Here is a 20,472-nt window from a genome sequence, read left to right as displayed (position 1 = left end):
CACCCGCCCTGATCACAATAGACATGCAGAGGGGGCACGGCCTCGCCGAAGGCAGGCGACAGAAATAATCCGGACGAAGAGCAGACGATTCGCCAGCTGCTGGCTGCATGGCGCGAGCGCCAGTGGCCTGTCTCCTCCCAAACCGCCTGAGTCCCGACTTTTCTGGACAAGGCTCTGATTTTTTTAGTAATCTTCCTGGCTTTTGTACCTGAAGGTTGAGGGTGCAGTGGGGCGTCAGGCTGCCAGGAAAGGATACATCTGCCGACATTCCGATTGCGTACAAAAACAAATTTATTCAGTTTTTGGAGGATCAACAGTGGTCGGCAAGCCAAGTCAGCGCAGTTCGCGAAGTATCTGCACGAGTATCATTCCCGCCCTTGTTGCGCTGACGCTGGGGCTTTCTGCTCACACTGTCGTTGCCCAGGATCCCGTTGTCACCACCGAAGTTCGTCCCACCATGCAGGCTGCGCGGATGCCGCAAGGGGCGGAAATTGAGCTGGACGGCCGACTGGATGAGTCGGTATGGGCACTAGCGACGCCAATCACCGAGTTTCGGCAGCAGGAGCCGGTGGAGGGTGGCGTCCCAAGTGAGCCGACCGAAATACTCATCCTTTATGATGACGACGCGCTGTACATCGGCGCCATGCTGTATGACTCCAACCCGGAAGGAATTCTTGCCTATCAGTTGCAGCGTGATGCCGGCCTTGGCACTGATGACCGCTTTATGTGGATTATCAGCACGTTCAACGACAATCGCACCGGCTACTTCTTCGAAACCAACCCGGCCGGTTTGCTGGGTGACGGCCTGATCGAGGGTGGTGGCGGCTTTAACAAGCGCTGGAACGGCATCTGGAATATCCGCACCGAAATTCACGACAACGGCTGGTCAGCCGAGGTCCGCATTCCTTTTTCCACGCTGAACTTCGACCCGTCGGCCGACTCCTGGGGTATCAACTTCCAGCGTACTATCCGTCGCTTTAACGAAGAGATTTTGTGGAATGGCTGGCGCCGTACCGAGGGGCTGTTCAGACCCGTCCATACCGGGCGGCTGGAAGGGCTGGAAGACATAAGCCAGGGGCGTGGCATCGAGCTTAAACCCTTTATCAATGCCTCAACCAATAGCGGACCTGCGGCTGGATCCAGCCGCGGCAGTGACACTGAGGTCGGTATCGATATTACATATTCCTTCACGCCTTCTCTGCGCGGTGCGCTGTCACTGAATACCGACTTTGCCGAGGTCGAAGTGGATAACCGGCAGGTCAACCTGACCCGTTTTCCGCTGCGCTTTCCGGAGCAGCGCGAGTTTTTCCTGGAAGGCTCAGGGGTATTCTCATTTAACTGGGCGGATCCCTTCTTCAGCCGTCGAATTGGTCTGGTGAACGGCCAGGAAGTGCCGATTGATTTTGGTGCGCGCCTCGGCGGCCAGGTCGGTGATTACGAGCTGGGGCTGTATCAGGTACGCACCGGCGATACCACGCTGGATAACGGTGACGGCACCGTCCGGCCATGGGGCGCCGAGGACTTTACCGTCGGTCGCGTCAAACGCCGTCTGTTTCAGCAATCGCATGTGGGTCTGATTTATACACGAAGAGCCTCAGAATCGGTAACTGGCGGTCCGATGCTGGACGATCGGCACACGATCGGTGCAGATTTCGACTTTTATACCTCGCAGTTCATGGGGCGTTATAACGCCCAGATTGAAGGTTTTATGGTCTACCACAACGACCCCGTACCCGGTGGCACCAGCAGTTCGTCGGACCGACGCTCTCAGGGCCTGCGCTGGTCCTTCCCAAACGACTTCTTGCGTGTGCACTCGTCTTATCGTGAATTTGGCGAGGCATGGGATCCCGCTGTGGGGTTTGTTGAGCGTCGTGGTTTCCGTCGTCACCAGCCCACCATCACCATTGCCCCGCGCCCGCAAAGCTGGCCATTGGTCAGGCAGACTGAGCACGAAGTGTTCTTTGAATACCTGACCGATCTGGATGACCGCCTGCTGACCCGCAACCTGAATATCACGCCGCTGCAGCTGAATTTTGAGAGCGGTGACCGTCTGGGTTTTGAAGTCGGTCAGAATTTCGAGCGACTGGATCGGGCATTTGCTGTGTATAACACCAGCGATGAGACCATCATCATTCAGCCCGGCGATTATGACTCCGATAAGTGGTCGATCAGCGGCAACACCGCCGGCCGTCGCATGCTGTCGGGCAGCTTTGAGTACGAGCAGTCCGAGTTCTGGGGTGGTGATCGCACCAGCCTTGATCTGCAGGGTACTGTTCGCTCACGCCGCGGCATGTCCCTGACTGCCAATTATCAGCACAATGAAGTGACGCTGCCGCAGGGCGACTTCGACACCAATCTTGTGCGGCTGTCCTGGGCCTGGAATCTCAACCCTCTGGTCTCATTTACCGGTAATGTGCAGTATGACGACATCTCCGAGGTCGTTGGGCTGTACGCGCGACTGCGCTGGATCATTCAGCCCGGCAACGATGTGTTTGTGGTCTGGAGCAACAACTGGCTGTACGACGATGGCCCGCTGCGGGACAGCCGTTTCACCCGACTGACAAGTGGTGGCGCCATAAAGGTCAACTACACCTTCCGCTTCTGACGTAAGAGCGCGCTGCGACACAGGGTGCGACACTGTGTCGCATTCTCCGTTGGACACCCATCCACTAAAATGCCTCGCATACCAGAAGACTGTTGGTTTGCGAGGTGTCTTACGTGTCTACACAATATGCAAAGTCTGTTTTTTCCCGTTCAGCGCTCTACGGCGCTGTTCTGCTGTCCATGTCTGGAGCGCTTCACGCTCAGCAGGGTGATGATTCGATTGCTGAACCGGCACCCCAGGTAGAAGAAATACTGATCTGGGGCCAGCAGCTTGGTCAGCGCAGCGACCTTTCGCACCCGGCCAGTGTGTTGACCCAGGCAGATCTGGTCAGCATCAACATTGCTACCACCGAAGATATCGTCAAATACGAGCCCAGCCTGGTCATTCGTCGCCGCTTTATTGGTGATTCAAATGGCACCATGGGGATGCGCGGCGCCAATATGTTCCAGACCTCGCGCTCGATGGTGTTTGCGGACGGTGTGCCTCTGCATTATCTGTTGCAGTCGCGCTGGAACGGTTCCCCGCGCTGGACGCTGGTATCTGCCAGCGAGATCGCCCAGGTCGAAGTACTCTACGGTCCGTTCTCCGCCCTTTACAGCGGTAACTCCATGGGTGGTGTGGTCAATATCGAGTCGGCGATTCCGCAGGAGCGCGAATTCCATTTTGACAGTTCCTTCTTCTCGCAGGACTTTAGCGCCTATGGTTTTGAGGATCGCCTGAACGGCTACAAAACCTTCTTCTCCGCAGGCGACAAAATTGGCGACTTCAGTGTATATGCCTCGTTCAACCGCCTGGAGAACGATGCACAGCCGCAGACTTTCTACAACGGCGCACCATCATCTGCAGCCAATGCGACAGAAATCGACGGCGGTGTTGCCGGTAATGACCAGATGGGCATCAATCGCCTGTGGCTGGGTGATACCGGCGTAGTGGATACGGAAACCAACAACTACAAACTGAAGCTGGGTTACGATCTGAACGAGTGGTCGGCCCTGCTGAATCTGGCCTACGAAGATCGCTATTCCGACAATGCCCCGAACAGCTACATGCGCGCCACGGATGGCCGTACTATCTGGGGTGGCACTGTCCGTCAGGATGGCCGGACCGTTTCGGTACCCGCTTCGCGATTCAGTGTTGGCGAGCAGGATCGCGACAGCCTGTCGACAGGCCTGCGGATCCGCGGCCCGGTGCTGGCGCGTTCCGAGTTGGAGCTGAACCTGAATCACTTTACTATCCTGCGCGATGAGTCACGCAACTCGCAGCGTAACCCCGCTGACCCTGCACACACGCTGGCTGGCGAAGTCACAGACTTTGGTGACACCGGTTGGGAAGGTGCGGAGCTTAAACTGGTCAGCCCGCTGAATGACGACGAAACGCTGACGCTGACCACCGGTCTGCGCCACGACAGCTATGAAATGGCCATCGCGGTGTATGACTCCAATAATTATCAGGCTGGCGCCAAGTCATCGCTCTCCAGCCGCAGCGGCGGTCAAACCACACTGCAGGCCGCCTTTGCGCAACTGAACTGGCTGCCGCATGAGCAGTGGGAAGTGCAGATCGGTGCGCGTCAGGAGTGGTTCCGCAGTCACGACGGCTTCTTCAGCAATGGCAGTGGTGCCGGTCTGACGCTGGAGAGTGTACCCGAGCAGAAGCGTAGTTCCTTCTCTCCCAAGTTCAGCACCTCGTACTCGCTGAACGACCGCTGGACGCTGAGCTACGCGGCGGCCAAAGCCTACCGTTACCCGATTGTTGAGGAGCTGTTCAGCCAGTATCAGGCCTACAATGCTATCAACCAGTCCAATCCTGAACTGAAGCCGGAAGATGGCCTGCATCACAACCTGGGTCTGGAGTACGCGATCACAGGTGGTTACATTCGTGTGAACGTCTTTCAGGAAAGTATCGAGGATGTGATTGAGTCGCAGTCGGAGACGCTGCCGGGCGGTCTTTCTGTGCGCACCTTTGTGCCGATAGATCAGGTCGACACACTGGGTACGGAGTTTATTTTTAACGCCAGTGGTCTTCTGGATGACAGACTGGATGTGCGCTTCAATGTGACCTACACGGACAATGAGATCGTAGAAAACCGTGTCGACCCCAGCATCGAGGGCAACGTCTATCCGCGTATGCCTACCTGGCGCAGCAACTTGATGGCAACCTATCGCATCAGTTCGCGATTTGATGTGGGAATCAATCACCAGTACGCTGACAGCAGCTTTGGTCGTAATGACAACATGGACATCGCGCAGGGTGTGTTTGGTGCGCAGGATGGTTATTCGCGTACCGGGTTCAAGAGCAATTATCGCTGGGACAACGGCTTTACAATGAGTGCCGGTGTGGACAATATTGCCAACGACATCGACTATGTTGCGCACCCATGGCCGGGTCGTACCCTGTACCTGAATGTGTCTTATGACTGGTAATAATCGGAGTGATTGATGCGGATTTTTTATAAGACTCTGGTGTTGGTTAAGGCGGGGCTGCTGGCATTTACTGGCAGCCTTGCCGTGACTGTCGCAACCGTTAACGCAGCTGCGTTAGAGCCCTGCGATGTGAGTAATCCCGGGTTGGTCCATTGCGGGTCGGCGCCGAGTGCCACATTTTCAGAAGATGGTACGCTTTGGGTTGTGTTTGAGTACCAGCAGCATGTCTGGTTGACTCAGTCCAGCGACAGCGGTCGGCAGTTTGCAGTCGCCAAACGTGTAACAGACGAGCCAGAAAACATAGAAATCAATGGCGAGAACCGTCCGAAGATTATCATCGACGAAGATAGTGATTCACTGTTTGTTTCCTGGACGCAAAAAACTGAAGGTATGCACACCGGTGATATCCGCTTCACCTATTCACCGGACATGGGCTCGACCTTTGAGTCAGTCAGAACCGTCAATGACGATGGTCTGCTGACCAGCCACCGTTTTGAGAGTATGCTGCTGACCGACGAAGGTCGGCTCTACATTACCTGGCTGGACAAGCGTGAGCTGGAGTACGCTAAAGAGCGTGGTGAAGAATACCGAGGCAGTGGAGTTTTCTACACGTTCTCCGACGACCATGGGCGCAACTTTGCACCCAACCAGCAGATTGCCGACCATAGTTGTGAATGCTGTCGAATCGCCGTAGCTCCACACGGCGACAATGGCATGGCACTGATGTGGCGCCATGTGTTTGATGTTAATACGCGCGATCATGCAATCGCCACCGTTAATGGCACAGAGGTCACACCGGTGGTTCGCGCAACAGTCGATGACTGGCAGATCGATGCCTGTCCGCATCACGGGCCGTCAATGGTGCCGGCTGACTCGGCGGAAAATTATCACATGAGCTGGTTCAGCGCTGGCGACACGCATCGCGGACTGTACTACGGCCGTCACGATGTTGCATCCGGAGAAACTACACTTGTGCGTCAGATGGATGCGCGTCCAGGTGCCGGACATCCCTCTTTGGCGGTTGCCGATGATGTTCTGCACATGGTCTGGAAGCGATTTAATGGTGTCGCCACCGACCTGATCCATGTCAGCTCAATGGATGGGGGGCAGAGCTGGAGTGAGGAGTCGGTACTGGCCAGCACCGAAGGTGGATCCGATCATCCATTGCTGGTTCAGGGCCCGGAAGCGCTTCATGTCAGTTGGATGACGCATGAAGATGGATACCAGTTTGTACGTGTTTCCGATGCAAAGCCTGACATCCGAGCCTTCACAACCACAACACTGGAAGACATCAAGGCGCAGCGTGACGGTGAGCCCTTTGTGCTGGCACTGTGGTCAGTAACCTGTCCGCCCTGCATGGTCGAACTGGAAATGTTTGGTGAGCTGTTGAAGGAATACCCGGACCTTCCCCTGGTACTGGTGTCGACCGATGACATCGCCGCTCTGGAGGATGCTCTGGACTTTCTGTACGACTACGAACTGGAAGGTATTACCTCCTGGATGTTTGCCGACTCGTTCACCGAACGCCTGCGCTTCAGCATTGACCCAAACTGGTTTGGTGAGCTGCCGCGCAGCTACTACTATGACCCAGCACATCAGGCCGAAGCCCACAGTGGCATTCTGAAAGAGGAGCAGGTGCGTGACTGGCTTGGCCTGTAATCAGGTCGTTTCAGGCGGTGTCTGACAGGGGTTGCAGCCAATATCACCTTGTGTGACGATGGACTGACAACCCCTCTCTGGAGTCCACTGATGCGAAACAGCCAGTGCGCTACCCAATCGGAACCCGCCTCCCGTCCAGTTATCTGGAAACGTTCACTTCTTGTTGCTTTGTTGTTGGTTTTGCAGGCCTGCGCAGCCAGACCTTACGGTGATATTGATACTCTGCTGGCCGATCTTGCTGACTTGCATGGAAGCAGACCAGACATCGTTACACCAGATGATGTGCACTATTTGACCGATCAGCAGAAAAGTGAATTTCTGGATTACTTTAACCGTCTTGAACTAAGTGCTTATCCAGCGCACCAGCGGCTGTATTTCTACATGAAGGATAAAGAGTCGGGGTTCAATTACCAAACCGAGACATTGCCGGCAGCTGAGACGCTGGAGACAAACAGTGGGAATTGCCTTTCACTTGCCATCAGGACAACGGCACTGGCGCAGCTGGTTGGGCTGGATGTTGGCTGGCAACTGATGAGTGAAGCGCCGGTCTATGACCTGACTGGCCCCTATGTGGAAAAAGGCGTACACGTGAGATCAGTCGTCTATTCGCTTGAGCACTCTCAATCTGACGGCGATGATAGGCTGAATCCATTTAACAGGGGCATTACAATCGATTATTTTCGCTCTGGTCGGGAGCGCTTCGTGGCCAACCTGAGTTACGAAAGTTATGTTGCGCTGTTTTACCGCAATGTGGCAGTGGAAGCTCTGCGTAAAGGCGATGTGGACCTGGCCTACTGGAACGCTGTTGAGTCGCTGAGATTTGCTCCGGATCACCCCGATGCCCTAAACACACTGGCGGTGATCAATCGACAGTAGGGCCGTTATGATGAGGCCGAGCAGATATACCGCTATGCCATAAGCCATGCTGACGACAAACTGACAGTATTGAAGAACTATCGAAGCCTGCTGGCCATTATGGGGCGTGACGCGGACGCGCGGCGTATTGAGAGACAACTGATGTCCATGCCGGATAGCAGCCCTTTTCACTGGTACCAGGTGGCGCAGTCGGCCATGGAGGAAGGTGATTATCCGCGCGCGATCGAGTTCTTTTACAAAGCGCTGGAAGTGGCGCCCTATCTGCACGAAGCCTATGCCGGCATTGCGAGTGCGAACTACCAGCTCGGCAATATCCACTCAGCCCGTCTGGCGCTGACCGAGGCCATGGAACAGGCATCGCGCCGCAGCGCCCAACGAGTCTATAAATCCAAAATGGCAGCCTACTATTCAGATTGAATATCCATTGAACGTCATTTTCAGGCCCACTCACATCCCGTCTATTTCTGCTACCACGTTCTGCAGCATGGTATCCAGTGCTTCACGATCATAGTACTGTTTTCCCATAAAAACGGCCTCAATCGTCATCGAATTACTGATGTCTTCCAACGGATTGGCGCGCAAAAGGATAAGATCGGCTACCTTGCCGATCGTTAAGTCGCCGTAGTCATCCTGCATGCCCAAAAACTCGGCAGCGGAAATTGTCGCCGCCTGCAGCGCCTGAGCAGGTGTCAGACCCGCCTTGACCAGCTCCTGTAATTCATCATGCGCGCTGGCGCCGAAGTACGAATAGCTGTCCCCTGAGTCGGTGCCCATCAAAATCCGCACGCCCGCGTCCTGCGCCTGGCCGGTCAGCTCCAGCCCTTTCTGATAGAAGCCAGCGACGATGGCTCGCTCCTCTGATGATGGTGCCATGGCCAGCATATTGTCGGCATCCGCATCCCAGCTTTGCAGCACTTCTGGCCAGATGTACTGGCGGCGCGGATCATTTCTAAAAGCGCTGTCTCCCGCCATGGCATCCATGCGTCGGGTGACATGCGTGGGGACGTACCAGGTGTCATTATCAGCCATGGTCTTGAGAATCTGTTCGCACTGTGCGCTGTTGTGTTCGGTTACCATGCGTTGCAGCCAGTCGACCGAAGGGTTCTGGGTGCGTTGCGTGCTGCGGAACTCCGACGAGCCCGGAAAGCAGTCGAATAACAGGTCACGGGCATGCTCCAGACTGTTAAGTCCGACCTGCACAGCTTCTGTCACGGTCATCGGCACAGGCAGATGCCCACTGACCATCAGCTCACGTCTTCCAGCTTCATCCGCCAGCCAGCGGAAGGCTTGTGGGCTGAGTCGAAAATATGTTTTGATCAGGTCAACGCCACGATTGTCCATTTCGGCGACCAGGCCACGGATCTGTTCCTCTGTGGCCTCATAGTCCCAGGGCGGATTGACAGGGAAACTGCTAAGCGCCAGCAGGCGAGGTCCGACAAGCTCACCGGCGTCAATCTGTTGTTGCCAGGTCTGCATTTGCTGCAGGCAGGGCGCGCCTGGTTGCGGGCCATCGCACTCAGAGTTCATCTCCCGTATGCCCGTCACACCATTGGCTACAAACTGTGGAAATATCAGTGTGGCTGCCAGTGGGTGTCGAATATGTGCATGCATATCCATCAGGCCAGGCATCAGGTATCCGTTATTGCTGTCTATTCGAAGAAATTCGGCATTGTGGTCGACGTTGTCTGCCACAGATTCACCAATAGCCACGATACGGCCGTCCTGAAGCAGAACCTGCTGAATGTCACTGACAGTCCCAGCTGTCACATCGATAATGTGCACTGAGTCGAGCAGGATGGTCCGGGGGTTTTGGGCTGTAGCCTGTGACTGGGAAAAGGCGGGCTGCAGAACTGACAGCGTTACAACGATAGTAAAAAGCAGTTTATTAATCCTGGTCATAAGCGTGCTCCTTGTCATTTGCCTCGAGGGCTTTGTTGTTTGTCGCCATTTGCCTGGCGTTGTGCGGAGAGACAATCAAAAATCGGACCAATTTCTATCTTTTTGAAAAGTATGAATATATTGAAGATGATGATGGGGCGCGACTGAAATTCTTAGGCTATCTGACTATTAAGTGGTGCATTTGTTAAGGTATTTATATTGAATTTCTGAACGGGCAAACAGTAAAGTTCGACATCATCCAGCATCATCGTTGTTCATGCTGGCGAGACTGATGCAAAAAAGGCCTGCAAATTGCGGAATACGTAAGCGAAGGACAGCAGAGAAGGAGAATCTCAATATGACCAACAACATTACCCTGCTTGTGGCCGCCACTCTGGCGATGGTCCTCCTGACCTTTCTGGTCGGCGCCAGACTGCTTTACACGCGGGTTACCGAGATGCGCCAGAAGCGTATCCACCCGCAGGCGGTCTCCACCTCATCCAAGATGGCTGCCAAACTGGAGAACGTCCAGACGGCTGACAACTTCCGGAATCTGTTTGAAGTGCCGGTGCTTTTCTATGCATTGGTGGCTGTTTCTCTCTCCGTGCAGCATACGCCAGTCTGGCTGGCTTATGGGGCCTGGCTGTTTGTGCTGCTGCGTATGGCGCACAGCATCATTCACTGCGGCTATAACCGGGTGATGCACCGCCTGGTGGCATTCCTGGGCAGCTTCCTTGTTATTGTCTGCCTCTGGTTGACGTTTTTCCTCTCTTTACTTGGCCGGACTGCCTGAGCAGCCCGGTCTCTGTATGGTAGGTGCCGCGTATTTCATTTTCAGAAACTGACTGAACAGTCATAAAAAATAAAAATAATAATCATTGACGCAGCCCCGGATTGCTGTAGACTGCCACCTATGCCGGAATAAAGGCTATATCTATATCTGCAATACGAAGTGCCGCACGTAGACCCCTCGTCCTGTAAATGTATTTGTAATCGTCGTTTTCTGCTGACCGAAGTTAATTTCGGTGCGTATCTAATTTAAGTAATTTTTAAGGAATATTTTATGTCTACAGTGACAGGTCAAGTGAAGTTCTTCAACGAATCAAAAGGTTTTGGTTTTATTTCCCAGGACGGCGGCGAAGATGTATTCGTACATTACAGCGCCATTAACTCCAGCGGATTCAAAACCCTGACTGAAGGTCAGCGTGTTGAGTTCACGGTCACCAAAGGCGCCAAAGGCCTGCAGGCCGAGAACGTCATCGCTCAGTAATCACCTACTGACGCGGTAAACAAAAAGGCTGCCACGAAAGTGGTGGCCTTTTTTTGTTTCCAGTATTATCTGCAGTGTGGGGGCAGGGTCACCTTGGCGTAATCGTAAGGCGTGGCTACACTGAATGTCCCAGCCAACTGCGCCTGCGAGGCGGCTTGGGTGAACTGGAAACGTGAAGATTAAGAATACAGGCGCAATCTGGTGGCTGCCGGCAATAGTCGCTTTTATGGCGCCTGTTGCCGCAGGGTTCTGGTATGCGCGCGACGAGGCAATCGATCAGCAGAATGCAGCACTGGCATCTGCAGCCGGTACCGTGCTTGCCCGCGCAGAAGACGTTGCCTACCAGTTTCGTGCCGCCACAGAGAGCCTGGTACCATTTGCCCCAGAGCCCTGCGGTGATGAAGCGCTGAGAGCCATGCGGCTCAGCTCCCTCTCCTTTCGCTATGTTCAGTCTGCACTTTACATCGAAGGCGATCGTTTACGTTGCTCCAGTGTAGAGGTACATAGTCCGGCATTTGATCTGGGAGAGTCCACGGGTCGAAACTTTCGTGGTGCCGAAATATGGATAGATGAGCAGCTACCCTGGGCTGTGGCATCCGCCCCTTTGATGATCCTCAAACAACCCTCAGGCTTTGGCGTTGCTCTCAACGCAGATGATATCTTCTATGGTTTTGAACCTGCGGGCACAGCTCTGGTTGTTCTGGAGTTTACAGAGAACGGCCCGGCACCCCTCGCGGAGTTCGGAGACATTCAGCCCGACCTGGCAATGATTGAGTATGTTTCCGGACAGGATAGCGGTACCTATCCGTACAACGAATACGTGCTTCACTATAAGGCCAGTGAAGAGGATCTCACCATTGGTGTGCTGGTTATGGCGTTGCGCAGTGCAGCGAATGCAAGCGTGCTTCAGCAGATCTATCGGGTACTGCCGTTCGCTATTGTAGGCGGGGCGGTGCTGGCTGGTCTGGCTACGCAATTGTTCTTCCGTCGAAGGTCGTTTCGCAAAGACATTGAGGCCGGCATCAGGCTGCGTGAGTTCTATCTGGAATACCAGCCCATCATGGATATTCAACAGCAGCGCTGCATTGGTGCCGAAGCACTGCTTCGCTGGCGCCGCAATGGAGAGCGAATTCAGCCTGATGTGTTCATTCCTCTGGCTGAACGCGAAGGTGTCATCCATGCGATCACTGACGAAGTTCTGCGCCTGATCGCCCGCGACATGTCATCCTTTTTGCAACAGACTGATGACTTCTACGTGTCGATCAATATCAGTGGCTACGATCTGGCCGATCCCAAACTGCCGGATCGCCTGTCGCGGCTTCTGGAAAGCTCTGGTGCTGATGCCAGTCGCTTTCTTGTCGAGATTACCGAGAGCAGTTTTGTCGACCGGCTGACAACACGCGAGGCCATTCAGGCGCTTCGAAGAATGGGATTCCAGATTGCCATCGATGATTTCGGAACCGGGTTCTCCAACTTTGCCTACCTGCAGCTCTACGATATTGATTACCTGAAGATTGATCGCCTGTTCGTAGAGACGATCGCTCAGGACGAAGTGAAAACACAGCTGGTATTCCATCTAATAGAACTTGCAAACAAGTTGAATGTAGAGGTGATTGCGGAGGGGGTCGAGCAGCAGATTCAGGCGGATGTGCTGCGGGAAAAAGGCGTCTGCTGCGCGCAGGGCTGGCTGTACAGCAAACCGGTCACAAGCAGGAGGCTGATTGCTCAGTTGCAGGGCGAGCAGCCAGCCTCTGGCTGATGGTTTCAGGTGTTAAATGCCGACACCAGTGAGGTCATCTTTTTCGCTGACTTGTCCAGATCGTCCGCCGTGCCCGAGGACTTTTCAGCGGCGACGCGAGACTTCTGGGCCTGTTCTACCGCCAGCAGCACATTGCGGTTGATTTCATCGGTAGCGTAGCTCTGCTCCTCAGCCGCCGTGGCAATCTGCGTGATCATGTCCTTGATCGACGCGATGGCCTGACCAATTTCATTCAGCGCCTGCTGTGAATCGCTTGCCAGCGTGACCGCCTCCGATGTTTTGGTCTGCCCGTGCCGCATGGCATCGGCCGCCGCACTCGCGCCATTCTGAAGCTCACTGATAATGCGCTGAATCTCGGTGGTGGATTCCTGCGTGCGCTGCGCCAGGGCCCTTACCTCGTCAGCAACCACAGCAAAACCGCGACCCTGTTCGCCGGCTCGCGCTGCTTCGATGGCAGCGTTCAGGGCAAGCAGGTTGGTCTGTTCGGCGATCGCCTGGATAACGTCCAGCACCGTCCCGATGCTACTGGTGTTTTCCTGAAGACGGTTCATCAGCGTCGCAATATGCTGAACATCGGTCGACAGCGAGTCGATTGCAGTCGAGGTGCTGGTCATCAGTTTGATACCACTTTGTGCGCTCTGATCAACCTGTTCGGCAGCGCTGGCCGCCTGTACGGAGTTACTGGCTACTTCCTGGATGGTCTGACTCATCTCGGTGATGGCAGCAGCCACCTGATCGGTGTAGTTTTCAGAGTCTTGAGTGCGCACATTGATTTCTTCAGAGACTTCATTGATATCACCGGAAGCGGCGGCCAGCGTCGCTGCCTCGCTCTGCACCGAGCGAATAATGCTGGCCACTTTGTCCTGCATCTGCGAGAGCTCGGTGCTCAACTTGCCGAGTTCATCCTTGCGGTTGGATACAATCGGCTCTGCAAAGTCGCCATGTGACATCCGCTCCACGACCTTGCCTATGTCCAGCAAAGGCTGAATGAAGCCCCGGCTGATGACCAGGTGCGTGATCAGCAGCACCAGACCGGCGATCACGCAGATAGCCAGGTAGGACAGCATCACCAGACGTTCACTGCTTGCCGACAATGAGGTGGCAGACTGTTGGCTGGCAGCGCTGAGTTCATCAACCGCTTCCTGAAGCAGACGAGTGGGCTCGCGGTCGATGCCAGATACGGCCTGATCGCCAACCGTATGGTCGAAGCCGCTGAAGACAAATGCATTCAGTCCGCTCTGGTAAGCGTCATACAGCTCCTGGTGACGCTCACGAAAGTTGCTGACCAGCTCACGCGCATCGCCCGGATGCATTCGCTGCAACAGGCTCTGGCTGCGTTGCTGAATGCTTTCATGTAACTCGGTAAACCGTGTCCAGTATTGATCCCGCCGCTCGGCATCTGCGCCTCGCAGAAGGACGTTTTTCCACTCCTGAACCTGAATTTTGAAGTCCAGATTGATGTTTTGAACATCACGTTCTATTGCTACCTGGTCAACAACCAGTTGTTCGTATGCAGCAATGGTTCGCTGCAGCATCGTAATGGCAATAATGCTGGCGACCAGGAAGGCGGCGAGGCCGATTGCCACAACAGTCATCAGTCGTGCTTTGATAGAGTTCATGTCTTTGCTGTCTTGGAAACTAAGTAGAGGAAATGTGTCTAGTCAAAATCAAGAAGCGGCAGTTCGGCGCAGTTCTTTAGGAAATGCGCGACGTTGTCACCAAACTGTCACATTTTTGGGAGGCGCACGACACTTTGTGCACTATTCGGGTGCAGTGCCGGCGTTTTCCGCGCAGATCACCCGGTTACGGCCACGATTCTTGGCGGCGTAAAGGGCATCGTCGGCTCGTGCCATAATACTGATGGTGGTGTCCCCCACTTGATAGGCGGCAATACCCAGGCTGAGCGTTAATGAAATGCGAGCATCAACGGTGTTGATGTCCATACTGGCGACCTGCTGTCGCATGCGTTCAGCAAGCAAGCGGGCCTCTGACGCATCGGTGTTGAGACAGATAACGGCAAACTCTTCACCACCCGTGCGTGCCACCAGATCGCCAGAGCGAGCGCAGCCAGCCAGCGCTGAAGCCACCCCTTTGAGTACCTCGTCCCCCACCAGGTGGCCATACTGATCGTTCACGCGTTTGAAGTGGTCAATATCGATACTGATCAGCGCCAGGTTGCACTGGCCACGCGCGGCGCGGCTCAAGTCGCGATCAAGGCTTTCGAGGAAAAGACGCCGGTTGGAAAGGCCTGTCAAGGCATCGGTTCTGGCGTCCGATTCAGCCTGATGCCGGGCTGCTTCCAGCTCGCGAGTCCGCAGCGCAACCAGTGCTCGCAGACGCCATACGTGCAGCGCAAGCAGAGCCGCCAGGATTAGCGCTGTGGTGGCAGCAAGTGCTATGCGGTAGCGCATTAGCAGGGACCAGAGACTGTCCTGCTGCGAGGGCACGTAGACAAAACCCGCGAGATCGACCGGAACGTCCAACAGTCCCTGCTCCCTGAATATGTTTTCGATGCGCTGCCAGCGCTCCAGGTTCATATAACCAACAGGCACAACGTTGGACAGTATCAGACGCGCTGACTCCTGTGCCTCGAACACCAGGTGTTCCCTGGATTTCTGTTGGGTGTTGTAGTCGGTCATGATCAGGTCAACCATTTCTTCAATGTTGGCAACAGCATATTCCCAACCCCGAATTGTGGCCTGCCTGAAGTTGGCGACGACCTCAGGCTGCGTGTTCAACAGCGATTCGCGTGTGATCAGGATGTCGCCATAAAAATCGACGCCGTAGTCCTGCGGCAGGAATACCCGAAATGGGACATTGCGCTGTTCCAGCATGTAGGGCTCATTGGTGGTGTAGCCGTTGTAGGCATCAGTCCCGCCGTTGATGAGTACATCGATAGAGGTGTTGCCAGGCACTAGCGTAAAGTCATTGCTGGTGATGCCAGCCTGCCGCAGCATTGACATCAGTTCGGCATTCATAAAGCCGCCGGCCAGCATTGCGCGCCTGTTGCGTAAATCGGCCAGGGTGTTAATGCCGGTGTCAGCTCGGGATATTAAAGCAGATGGCGAGTGCTGAAAAATGGCAGCCAGCACCACGATTGGGACACCGCTTGCCCGGTAGAGCAACGCGCCCGTGTCCGCGACCGCAAACTCTACCCGACCACCCATGAGCTGGTCGATAGGAGTGAGACCAGGCAGATGTTCAATCAATGTGACATCCAGGCCGGCCTCTTCGTAAAAGCCCTGATGAAGCGCAGCATAGTAACCGGCGAACTGAAACTGATGCGCCCATTTCAGTTGCACGCTAATGTGCTGCAGCTCTGGGTTTTGTTGAGAGTGACTGATGTTGGGCAGACTGGTCAGCACTGCAGCAGTGAGCATTGGCAATAAGATGCCACGTGTCGCGCGCATCGGCATGCCGCCGCATCGCAACAACACACCATGAAAGTTAAACAATATGCTGTCCCGCATTTGTTTTCTTGTCCGATCATTTTTTGCGTATTGTGTCTGGCAGTATACACACCGTTTATGTGGTCTGGGTATACTGACGGGGTGGTAATGCAGAGGATTACCCCCTACAGTTAATGGATAGTGATTAATCGGGGGCAGGGTATTCAGTTATGCGAATGTCATACAAAAACACTCATCAACCGTTGAAGGCATTCCTGTCAGTAGTGGCACTCGCGGCTTTGCTGGCAGCGTGCAGCCAGGAACAGAACTCCGCGCCTCAATCATCGATGATGGAATCGAATAGTGCCGCGACGGAATCAGCGCCCACGGATCCGACCTTGCGGTCAATCGCTCAAGGCGAGCTGCGCGGCGCGGTGCAGGCGGATGGCAGCCTGGCATGGCGCAATATCCCCTACGCGTAGCCTCCCGTTGGGGATCTGCGCTGGAAGTTACCACAACCACCTGAGCCTTGGACGGGCGTGTATGAGGCAAGTGAAACAATCCAGCCCTGTGTGCAGTTCAGCTCGTCCTTGAGTGCCGGTATTGCGGATCCTGATGGCGATGGCATCGTGGGCAGCGAAGACTGTCTTTATCTGAGTGTTTATGCGCCTTCAGACATCCCGGAGGGAGAGCAGCTTCCGGTGATGTACTGGATTTTTGGTGGCGGCAACAACAGTGGTTACGCAGGTGACTACAATGGCGGTGAGCTGGCGCAGTCACAGGATGTGATTGTTGTGACGGTCAATTACCGGCTTGGCAGTCTGGGCTGGTTCTATCACCCGGCCATTCTGGAACCGGGCGCCAGCGGAGCCGCGGCCAGTGGCAACTGGAGTACAGTCGATACTATTGCTGGCCTGCTCTGGGTTCAGGAAAATATTGCTGCCTTTGGCGGTGACGCCGATAACGTCACAATATTTGGTGAGTCAGCGGGTGGTGGAAATGTCATGAGTCTGGTCACATCGCCAATGGCGGAAGGTTTGTTCCATCGGGCCATCGTGCAGAGTGGTGGTATCGATACAACACCACTGGCGGAAGGCGTGAACTATGTCGATGACGATGTCCCGGGGCACGAACACAGCTCCCGCGAAATCATCAACAAGATACTGGTGCGGGACGGACGCGCGCCTGATCGCGACAGCGCCAAAGAGTTGCAGGGTCTGATGAGTGATGAGGAGATCAGAGAGCTTCTTTACAGTCAGGACGCTGCATCCTTCCTTCAGCTCTATAACCCGGAAGCTGCCCGCAATTACCCGGCGCCCAAAAAGTTCATGGACGGTACGGTGTTTGTCGAGCAGGATCCGCTGGATCAACTGGCTTCGGGAGATTACAACCAGGTGCCGATCATTCTCGGCACCAATCGCGATGAGCGCCGTATCTATCTTTATGCTGCGATGGCAGACCTGATTCGTAACGATCCTGACGAATACATTCGCTTCGCACATTACCCGTCAATCCAGTGGAAATGGCGTGGTGTCGACAACCTGGCACGTCGCATGGCACCAGCGCAGGATGCCCCGGTGTATGCCTTCCGCTTTGACTGGGATGAACAGCTAATCAGCGACGCAGGAATGGATATGTCGATTGCTATCGGCGCGGCGCACTCGACGGAAATGGCATTTATTTTTGGTGACTGGGATGTTGGTTTCATACCCGGAGACGCGCTCTATCACGAAGCGACCAACCCGGGACGCGATGAACTGTCAGCGGCAATGATGTCCTACTGGTCAAATTTTGCCTATACGGGTGAGACAGACCGTGGGCGCGACGGCGACCTGCCGGTATGGCAGCCCTGGCAAAATGGCGAAGGCAATCCAAAGACATTGATCCTCGATTCGGCCAATGACGGCGGCATTCGCATGATGGATGAAGAAGTCACGCTGGAAAGCATCAAGGCGCAGTTTATGGCCGAGACCTGGAGTGATCCGCAAAATCGTTGTCGAACTTATCTGTCCACGTTTGGCGGCACTGAGGCATTTGATGCCGACGAATACGCGGTATTAATCGAAGGCGGGTGTGCTGCGCGCTAATGCAAACCAGGTTGCCAGATGGCGCATACGGCGATCGCCTGGCTGGCCTGGGTTCCCAATCTGATCATCGCTGAGTGGGTGTTTGTTGCAGCCTTGATACCGCGACGCTGAGGCCCGGTTTCATCTGTGGTAGACTCTGCGGCTTTTCCGGAAACCGTAACTCATGTCAGTGCCTGTCAATCGACCGCCCATTTACCTGTTGGTTCCGATCAGCATGCTGTGCACGCTGGTGGCGGTCGTGTTTGGTCGACTGGCATACGGGCTGGTGCTGCCGGTCATGCGCGAAACCCTGGGGCTGACTTATACCCAGGCGGCCAATCTGGGCACGGTCACAGCGCTGGGATATCTGGTATTGCTGCTTTATGCGGGCGTGTTTGCAGGCCGGCACGGTGGCAAACGGTCGATTCTGCTGGGTCTTTCCCTCGCTGCCTGCGGTTTTGCGGGCCTGAGTCAATTCTCGGCTTATCCATTGCTGATGCTGTGCATGACTCTGATGGGGTTCGGCACGGCCTTCACATTCACACCGCTGGTTTCGCTGCTGGGCGCCTGGTACCCCGAGCGTCGTGGCATGGTGATCGGCTTTTCCGGCAGTGGCGTCGGCATTGGCATATTGCTGGCAGGCTCGCTGGTACCGGTTATTACCCAGTCCGGCGAAGAGGCATCCTGGCGTATGATCTGGGCCGGATTCGCCGCTATCGCGCTATTTGTTATTGCCATGGTGGCAATCTTTCTGCGCAACCCGCCTCAGCATGAAATGTCCGTGTCCATGGTGCAGGGGCTGAAAACCGTTTATCGAAATCCCCACGTGGTGCGAATGGCCATGATTTACGGCATAGTTGGTCTTACCTATATTGTGCAGGTGCTGTTTATGTACAGCTTTGCGCTGGATGCTGGTGTGCCAGCGCCAACGGCGGGTCGGCTGGTGGCGGTGATGGGCTTTATGTCAATTTTCTCCGGGCCAATATGGGGCTGGCTGGCAGACCGGGTAGGGCATGGGCGCGCGTTGACCTTCTGTATGTGTGTCGCCATATTCGCAACGTTACTGCCGGTAGTCTGGCCAGTCACTCTGGCATTTACGGTTCACTTTGTGCTGACCGGCCTGTCAGTTTCTGGACTGTTTACTTCCGTACTGGCCGCGGCAACAAGCACCGTTAAACCGCAGCATGCCGCCATGGCGGTCAGTTTTGTGACCGTATTTTTTGCACTGGGGCAACTGGTGGGTCCGGCGCTGGCGGGATTGCTGATAGACTGGCAACAGGACTTCAGACTGACGTTTGCGTTGAGTGCCGTCCTGATGCTTGTGGGTGCCGTCGCCAGTTATGGCAGCACGGCGGTTGCCAGGACACAGGCCCGCGCAGAATAAAGTTGTTGTTCGGCACCAGGAACATATCCGTGTAGAGGAACACCATGAACCCGCTGTTCTCCGCAATTGGCCGCGGCCTTGCCAATTACCTCAGCAAACCCCGTCCCGGTTACGAGCGACTCAGCCGCACCTCTTTGCAGGAGGTGATGGATGTACTGCAGCCCGGTGACATTCTGCTGGTCGATGGCAACAGCCGCATCAGTACAGCAATAAAATATCTCACACAGTCCACCTGGTCACACGCATGCCTGTATGTCGGCGCCAGTAAATGTGATCCTGATGAGCCATCGCTGATCGAAGCAGATCTGACACAGGGGGTCATCATGGTGCCGCTGAGCAAATACGAACAGTACAATGTGCGTATCTGTCGCCCCGTTGGTATCAGTGACACCACACGCGACACGATTATCAATTTTGCCCGCGAGCGCCTGGGTCACGTCTACGATCTGCGTAATATATTCGACCTGGCGCGATACCTGATTCAGAAGCCGGCTGTTCCCAATCGATTGCGACGGGAACTCATTACATTCGGCAGCGGTGAGCCCACCCGCGCTATATGCTCAACCCTGATCGCTGAAGCATTCCTGTCAGTGGGTTATCCCATTCTGCCAGAGTTCATCCGTGTGGAAGACCGCAAAGGGCAGCAGATCACCATACAGCGTCATTACACGCATTATGTGCCGGGTGATTTCGACCTGTCGCCGAACTTTCGTATTGTCAAACCCACACTGGAGCGCGGCTTCAGCTTTGAGAAACTGCGCCAGTCCATGGCTCGGGATGTCGAATTTGATGAGGTGACGCAGTCATGAATACAGGACACAAGATCTACTCGATGCCGTTCGCCAAAGTCTATCCAATGTACGTCCAGAAGGCAGAGCGAAAAGGACGCACCAGGGCCGAGGTTGACCAGATCATTGAGTGGCTGACGGGTTACGATCAGGCCGGCCTGCAACAGCAGCTGGACAGGCAGACAGACTTTGAATCATTCTTTGCACAGGCGCCCGCCATGAACCCGGCCACCGCCAATATAAAGGGAGTGGTTTGCGGTGTACGTGTTGAGGATATCGAAGACCCTCTGATGCAGCAGATCCGGTGGTTGGACAAACTGATAGACGAACTTGCCAAAGGCAAGGCCATGGAGAAAATTCTCAGGCAGATGTGAGCCC

The 20,472-nt window shown here is 55.1% G+C and carries 16 protein-coding genes and 1 pseudogene; 14 read left to right on the top strand and 3 right to left on the bottom strand.

The genetic code is table 11. The annotated features are described in order from the left end of the window. Positions 1-316 precede the first annotated feature (316 nt). The 5 genes from QGM61_RS03690 to QGM61_RS03670 all read left to right on the top strand — a co-directional run bounded on the left by QGM61_RS03690 (position 317) and on the right by QGM61_RS03670 (position 7,977). On the top strand, positions 317-2,605 hold the full coding sequence (locus QGM61_RS03690) for a carbohydrate binding family 9 domain-containing protein (RefSeq protein WP_281132029.1): 2,289 nt from the start codon (positions 317-319) through the stop codon (positions 2,603-2,605). A 113-nt stretch (positions 2,606-2,718) separates the two neighbouring features. Further along, the gene (locus QGM61_RS03685; protein WP_281132028.1) at positions 2,719-5,025 is read left to right on the top strand and encodes a TonB-dependent receptor; all 2,307 of its coding nucleotides are present in this window, start codon (positions 2,719-2,721) and stop codon (positions 5,023-5,025) included. A 15-nt stretch (positions 5,026-5,040) separates the two neighbouring features. Further along, the gene (locus QGM61_RS03680) at positions 5,041-6,684 is read left to right on the top strand and encodes a hypothetical protein (RefSeq protein WP_281132027.1); all 1,644 of its coding nucleotides are present in this window, start codon (positions 5,041-5,043) and stop codon (positions 6,682-6,684) included. A gap of 90 nt (positions 6,685-6,774) precedes the next feature. Further along, entirely contained in the window at positions 6,775-7,560 is a 786-nt protein-coding gene (locus tag QGM61_RS03675; protein ID WP_281132026.1) for a hypothetical protein, read from the top strand. 69 nt (positions 7,561-7,629) lie between these two features. Beyond that, the gene (locus QGM61_RS03670; RefSeq protein ID WP_281132025.1) at positions 7,630-7,977 is read left to right on the top strand and encodes a tetratricopeptide repeat protein; all 348 of its coding nucleotides are present in this window, start codon (positions 7,630-7,632) and stop codon (positions 7,975-7,977) included. Between the two features lie 30 nt (positions 7,978-8,007). Here QGM61_RS03670 and QGM61_RS03665 read toward each other — a convergent pair whose 3' ends face one another. Further along, positions 8,008-9,459: an amidohydrolase family protein gene (locus QGM61_RS03665; protein ID WP_281132024.1), complete on the bottom strand. Its 1,452-nt coding sequence runs from the start codon at positions 9,457-9,459 to the stop codon at positions 8,008-8,010. Between the two features lie 337 nt (positions 9,460-9,796). On the opposite strand from QGM61_RS03665, the gene QGM61_RS03660 reads away from it, so the two are divergent. The 3 genes from QGM61_RS03660 to QGM61_RS03650 all read left to right on the top strand — a co-directional run bounded on the left by QGM61_RS03660 (position 9,797) and on the right by QGM61_RS03650 (position 12,467). Beyond that, entirely contained in the window at positions 9,797-10,231 is a 435-nt protein-coding gene (locus tag QGM61_RS03660) for an MAPEG family protein (protein WP_281132023.1), read from the top strand. A gap of 270 nt (positions 10,232-10,501) precedes the next feature. Further along, positions 10,502-10,708, top strand: coding sequence for a cold-shock protein (locus tag QGM61_RS03655; protein ID WP_237132750.1), 207 nt, complete (start codon positions 10,502-10,504; stop codon positions 10,706-10,708). 172 nt (positions 10,709-10,880) lie between these two features. Further along, a complete protein-coding gene (locus QGM61_RS03650) occupies positions 10,881-12,467 on the top strand; it encodes an EAL domain-containing protein (protein ID WP_281132022.1) in 1,587 nt (528 codons plus the stop codon). A 5-nt stretch (positions 12,468-12,472) separates the two neighbouring features. On the opposite strand, the gene QGM61_RS03645 is transcribed toward QGM61_RS03650, so the two are convergent. Continuing rightward, positions 12,473-14,086, bottom strand: coding sequence for a methyl-accepting chemotaxis protein (locus QGM61_RS03645; RefSeq protein WP_281132021.1), 1,614 nt, complete (start codon positions 14,084-14,086; stop codon positions 12,473-12,475). A gap of 141 nt (positions 14,087-14,227) precedes the next feature. Further along, positions 14,228-15,937, bottom strand: coding sequence for a GGDEF domain-containing protein (locus tag QGM61_RS03640; RefSeq protein ID WP_281132020.1), 1,710 nt, complete (start codon positions 15,935-15,937; stop codon positions 14,228-14,230). A 155-nt stretch (positions 15,938-16,092) separates the two neighbouring features. On the opposite strand from QGM61_RS03640, the gene QGM61_RS03635 reads away from it, so the two are divergent. The 6 genes and pseudogenes from QGM61_RS03635 to QGM61_RS03615 all read left to right on the top strand — a co-directional run bounded on the left by QGM61_RS03635 (position 16,093) and on the right by QGM61_RS03615 (position 20,468). Then, entirely contained in the window at positions 16,093-16,338 is a 246-nt protein-coding gene (locus QGM61_RS03635; protein ID WP_281132019.1) for a hypothetical protein, read from the top strand. 12 nt (positions 16,339-16,350) lie between these two features. After that, positions 16,351-17,304: pseudogene (locus tag QGM61_RS15245) on the top strand (carboxylesterase family protein); the annotation flags it as partial. A 3-nt stretch (positions 17,305-17,307) separates the two neighbouring features. Next, positions 17,308-17,943, top strand: coding sequence for a carboxylesterase family protein (locus QGM61_RS15240; protein ID WP_317622135.1), 636 nt, complete (start codon positions 17,308-17,310; stop codon positions 17,941-17,943). Between the two features lie 163 nt (positions 17,944-18,106). Further along, entirely contained in the window at positions 18,107-19,306 is a 1,200-nt protein-coding gene (locus QGM61_RS03625) for an MFS transporter (RefSeq protein ID WP_281132018.1), read from the top strand. 44 nt (positions 19,307-19,350) lie between these two features. Then, positions 19,351-20,115, top strand: coding sequence for a YiiX/YebB-like N1pC/P60 family cysteine hydrolase (locus QGM61_RS03620; RefSeq protein WP_281132017.1), 765 nt, complete (start codon positions 19,351-19,353; stop codon positions 20,113-20,115). Continuing rightward, entirely contained in the window at positions 20,112-20,468 is a 357-nt protein-coding gene (locus QGM61_RS03615; protein WP_237132758.1) for a DUF2200 domain-containing protein, read from the top strand. The genes QGM61_RS03620 and QGM61_RS03615 overlap by 4 nt, the downstream gene beginning before the upstream one ends. Positions 20,469-20,472: the final 4 nt, after the last annotated feature.

Source organism: Pseudohongiella sp. SYSU M77423 (assembly GCF_029911965.1).
Classification (GTDB): domain Bacteria; phylum Pseudomonadota; class Gammaproteobacteria; order Pseudomonadales; family Pseudohongiellaceae; genus Pseudohongiella.
Note: the sequence above shows the minus strand (reverse complement) of the source record. Positions and strands in the feature narration are given on the sequence as shown.

Bases quoted from the DNA above. Each gene is read 5' to 3' on its own strand.
- QGM61_RS15240 (WP_317622135.1), top strand. From the start codon at position 17,308: ATGGCAGACCTGATTCGTAACGATCCTGACGAATACATTCGCTTCGCA.
- QGM61_RS03680 (WP_281132027.1), top strand. From the start codon at position 5,041: ATGCGGATTTTTTATAAGACTCTGGTGTTGGTTAAGGCGGGGCTGCTG.
- QGM61_RS03625 (WP_281132018.1), top strand. From the start codon at position 18,107: ATGTCAGTGCCTGTCAATCGACCGCCCATTTACCTGTTGGTTCCGATC.
- QGM61_RS03635 (WP_281132019.1), top strand. From the start codon at position 16,093: ATGTCATACAAAAACACTCATCAACCGTTGAAGGCATTCCTGTCAGTA.
- QGM61_RS03660 (WP_281132023.1), top strand. From the start codon at position 9,797: ATGACCAACAACATTACCCTGCTTGTGGCCGCCACTCTGGCGATGGTC.
- QGM61_RS03675 (WP_281132026.1), top strand. From the start codon at position 6,775: ATGCGAAACAGCCAGTGCGCTACCCAATCGGAACCCGCCTCCCGTCCA.
- QGM61_RS03655 (WP_237132750.1), top strand. From the start codon at position 10,502: ATGTCTACAGTGACAGGTCAAGTGAAGTTCTTCAACGAATCAAAAGGT.
- QGM61_RS03665 (WP_281132024.1), bottom strand. From the start codon at position 9,459: ATGACCAGGATTAATAAACTGCTTTTTACTATCGTTGTAACGCTGTCA.
- QGM61_RS03645 (WP_281132021.1), bottom strand. From the start codon at position 14,086: ATGAACTCTATCAAAGCACGACTGATGACTGTTGTGGCAATCGGCCTC.
- QGM61_RS03620 (WP_281132017.1), top strand. From the start codon at position 19,351: ATGAACCCGCTGTTCTCCGCAATTGGCCGCGGCCTTGCCAATTACCTC.
- QGM61_RS03615 (WP_237132758.1), top strand. From the start codon at position 20,112: ATGAATACAGGACACAAGATCTACTCGATGCCGTTCGCCAAAGTCTAT.
- QGM61_RS03640 (WP_281132020.1), bottom strand. From the start codon at position 15,937: ATGCGGGACAGCATATTGTTTAACTTTCATGGTGTGTTGTTGCGATGC.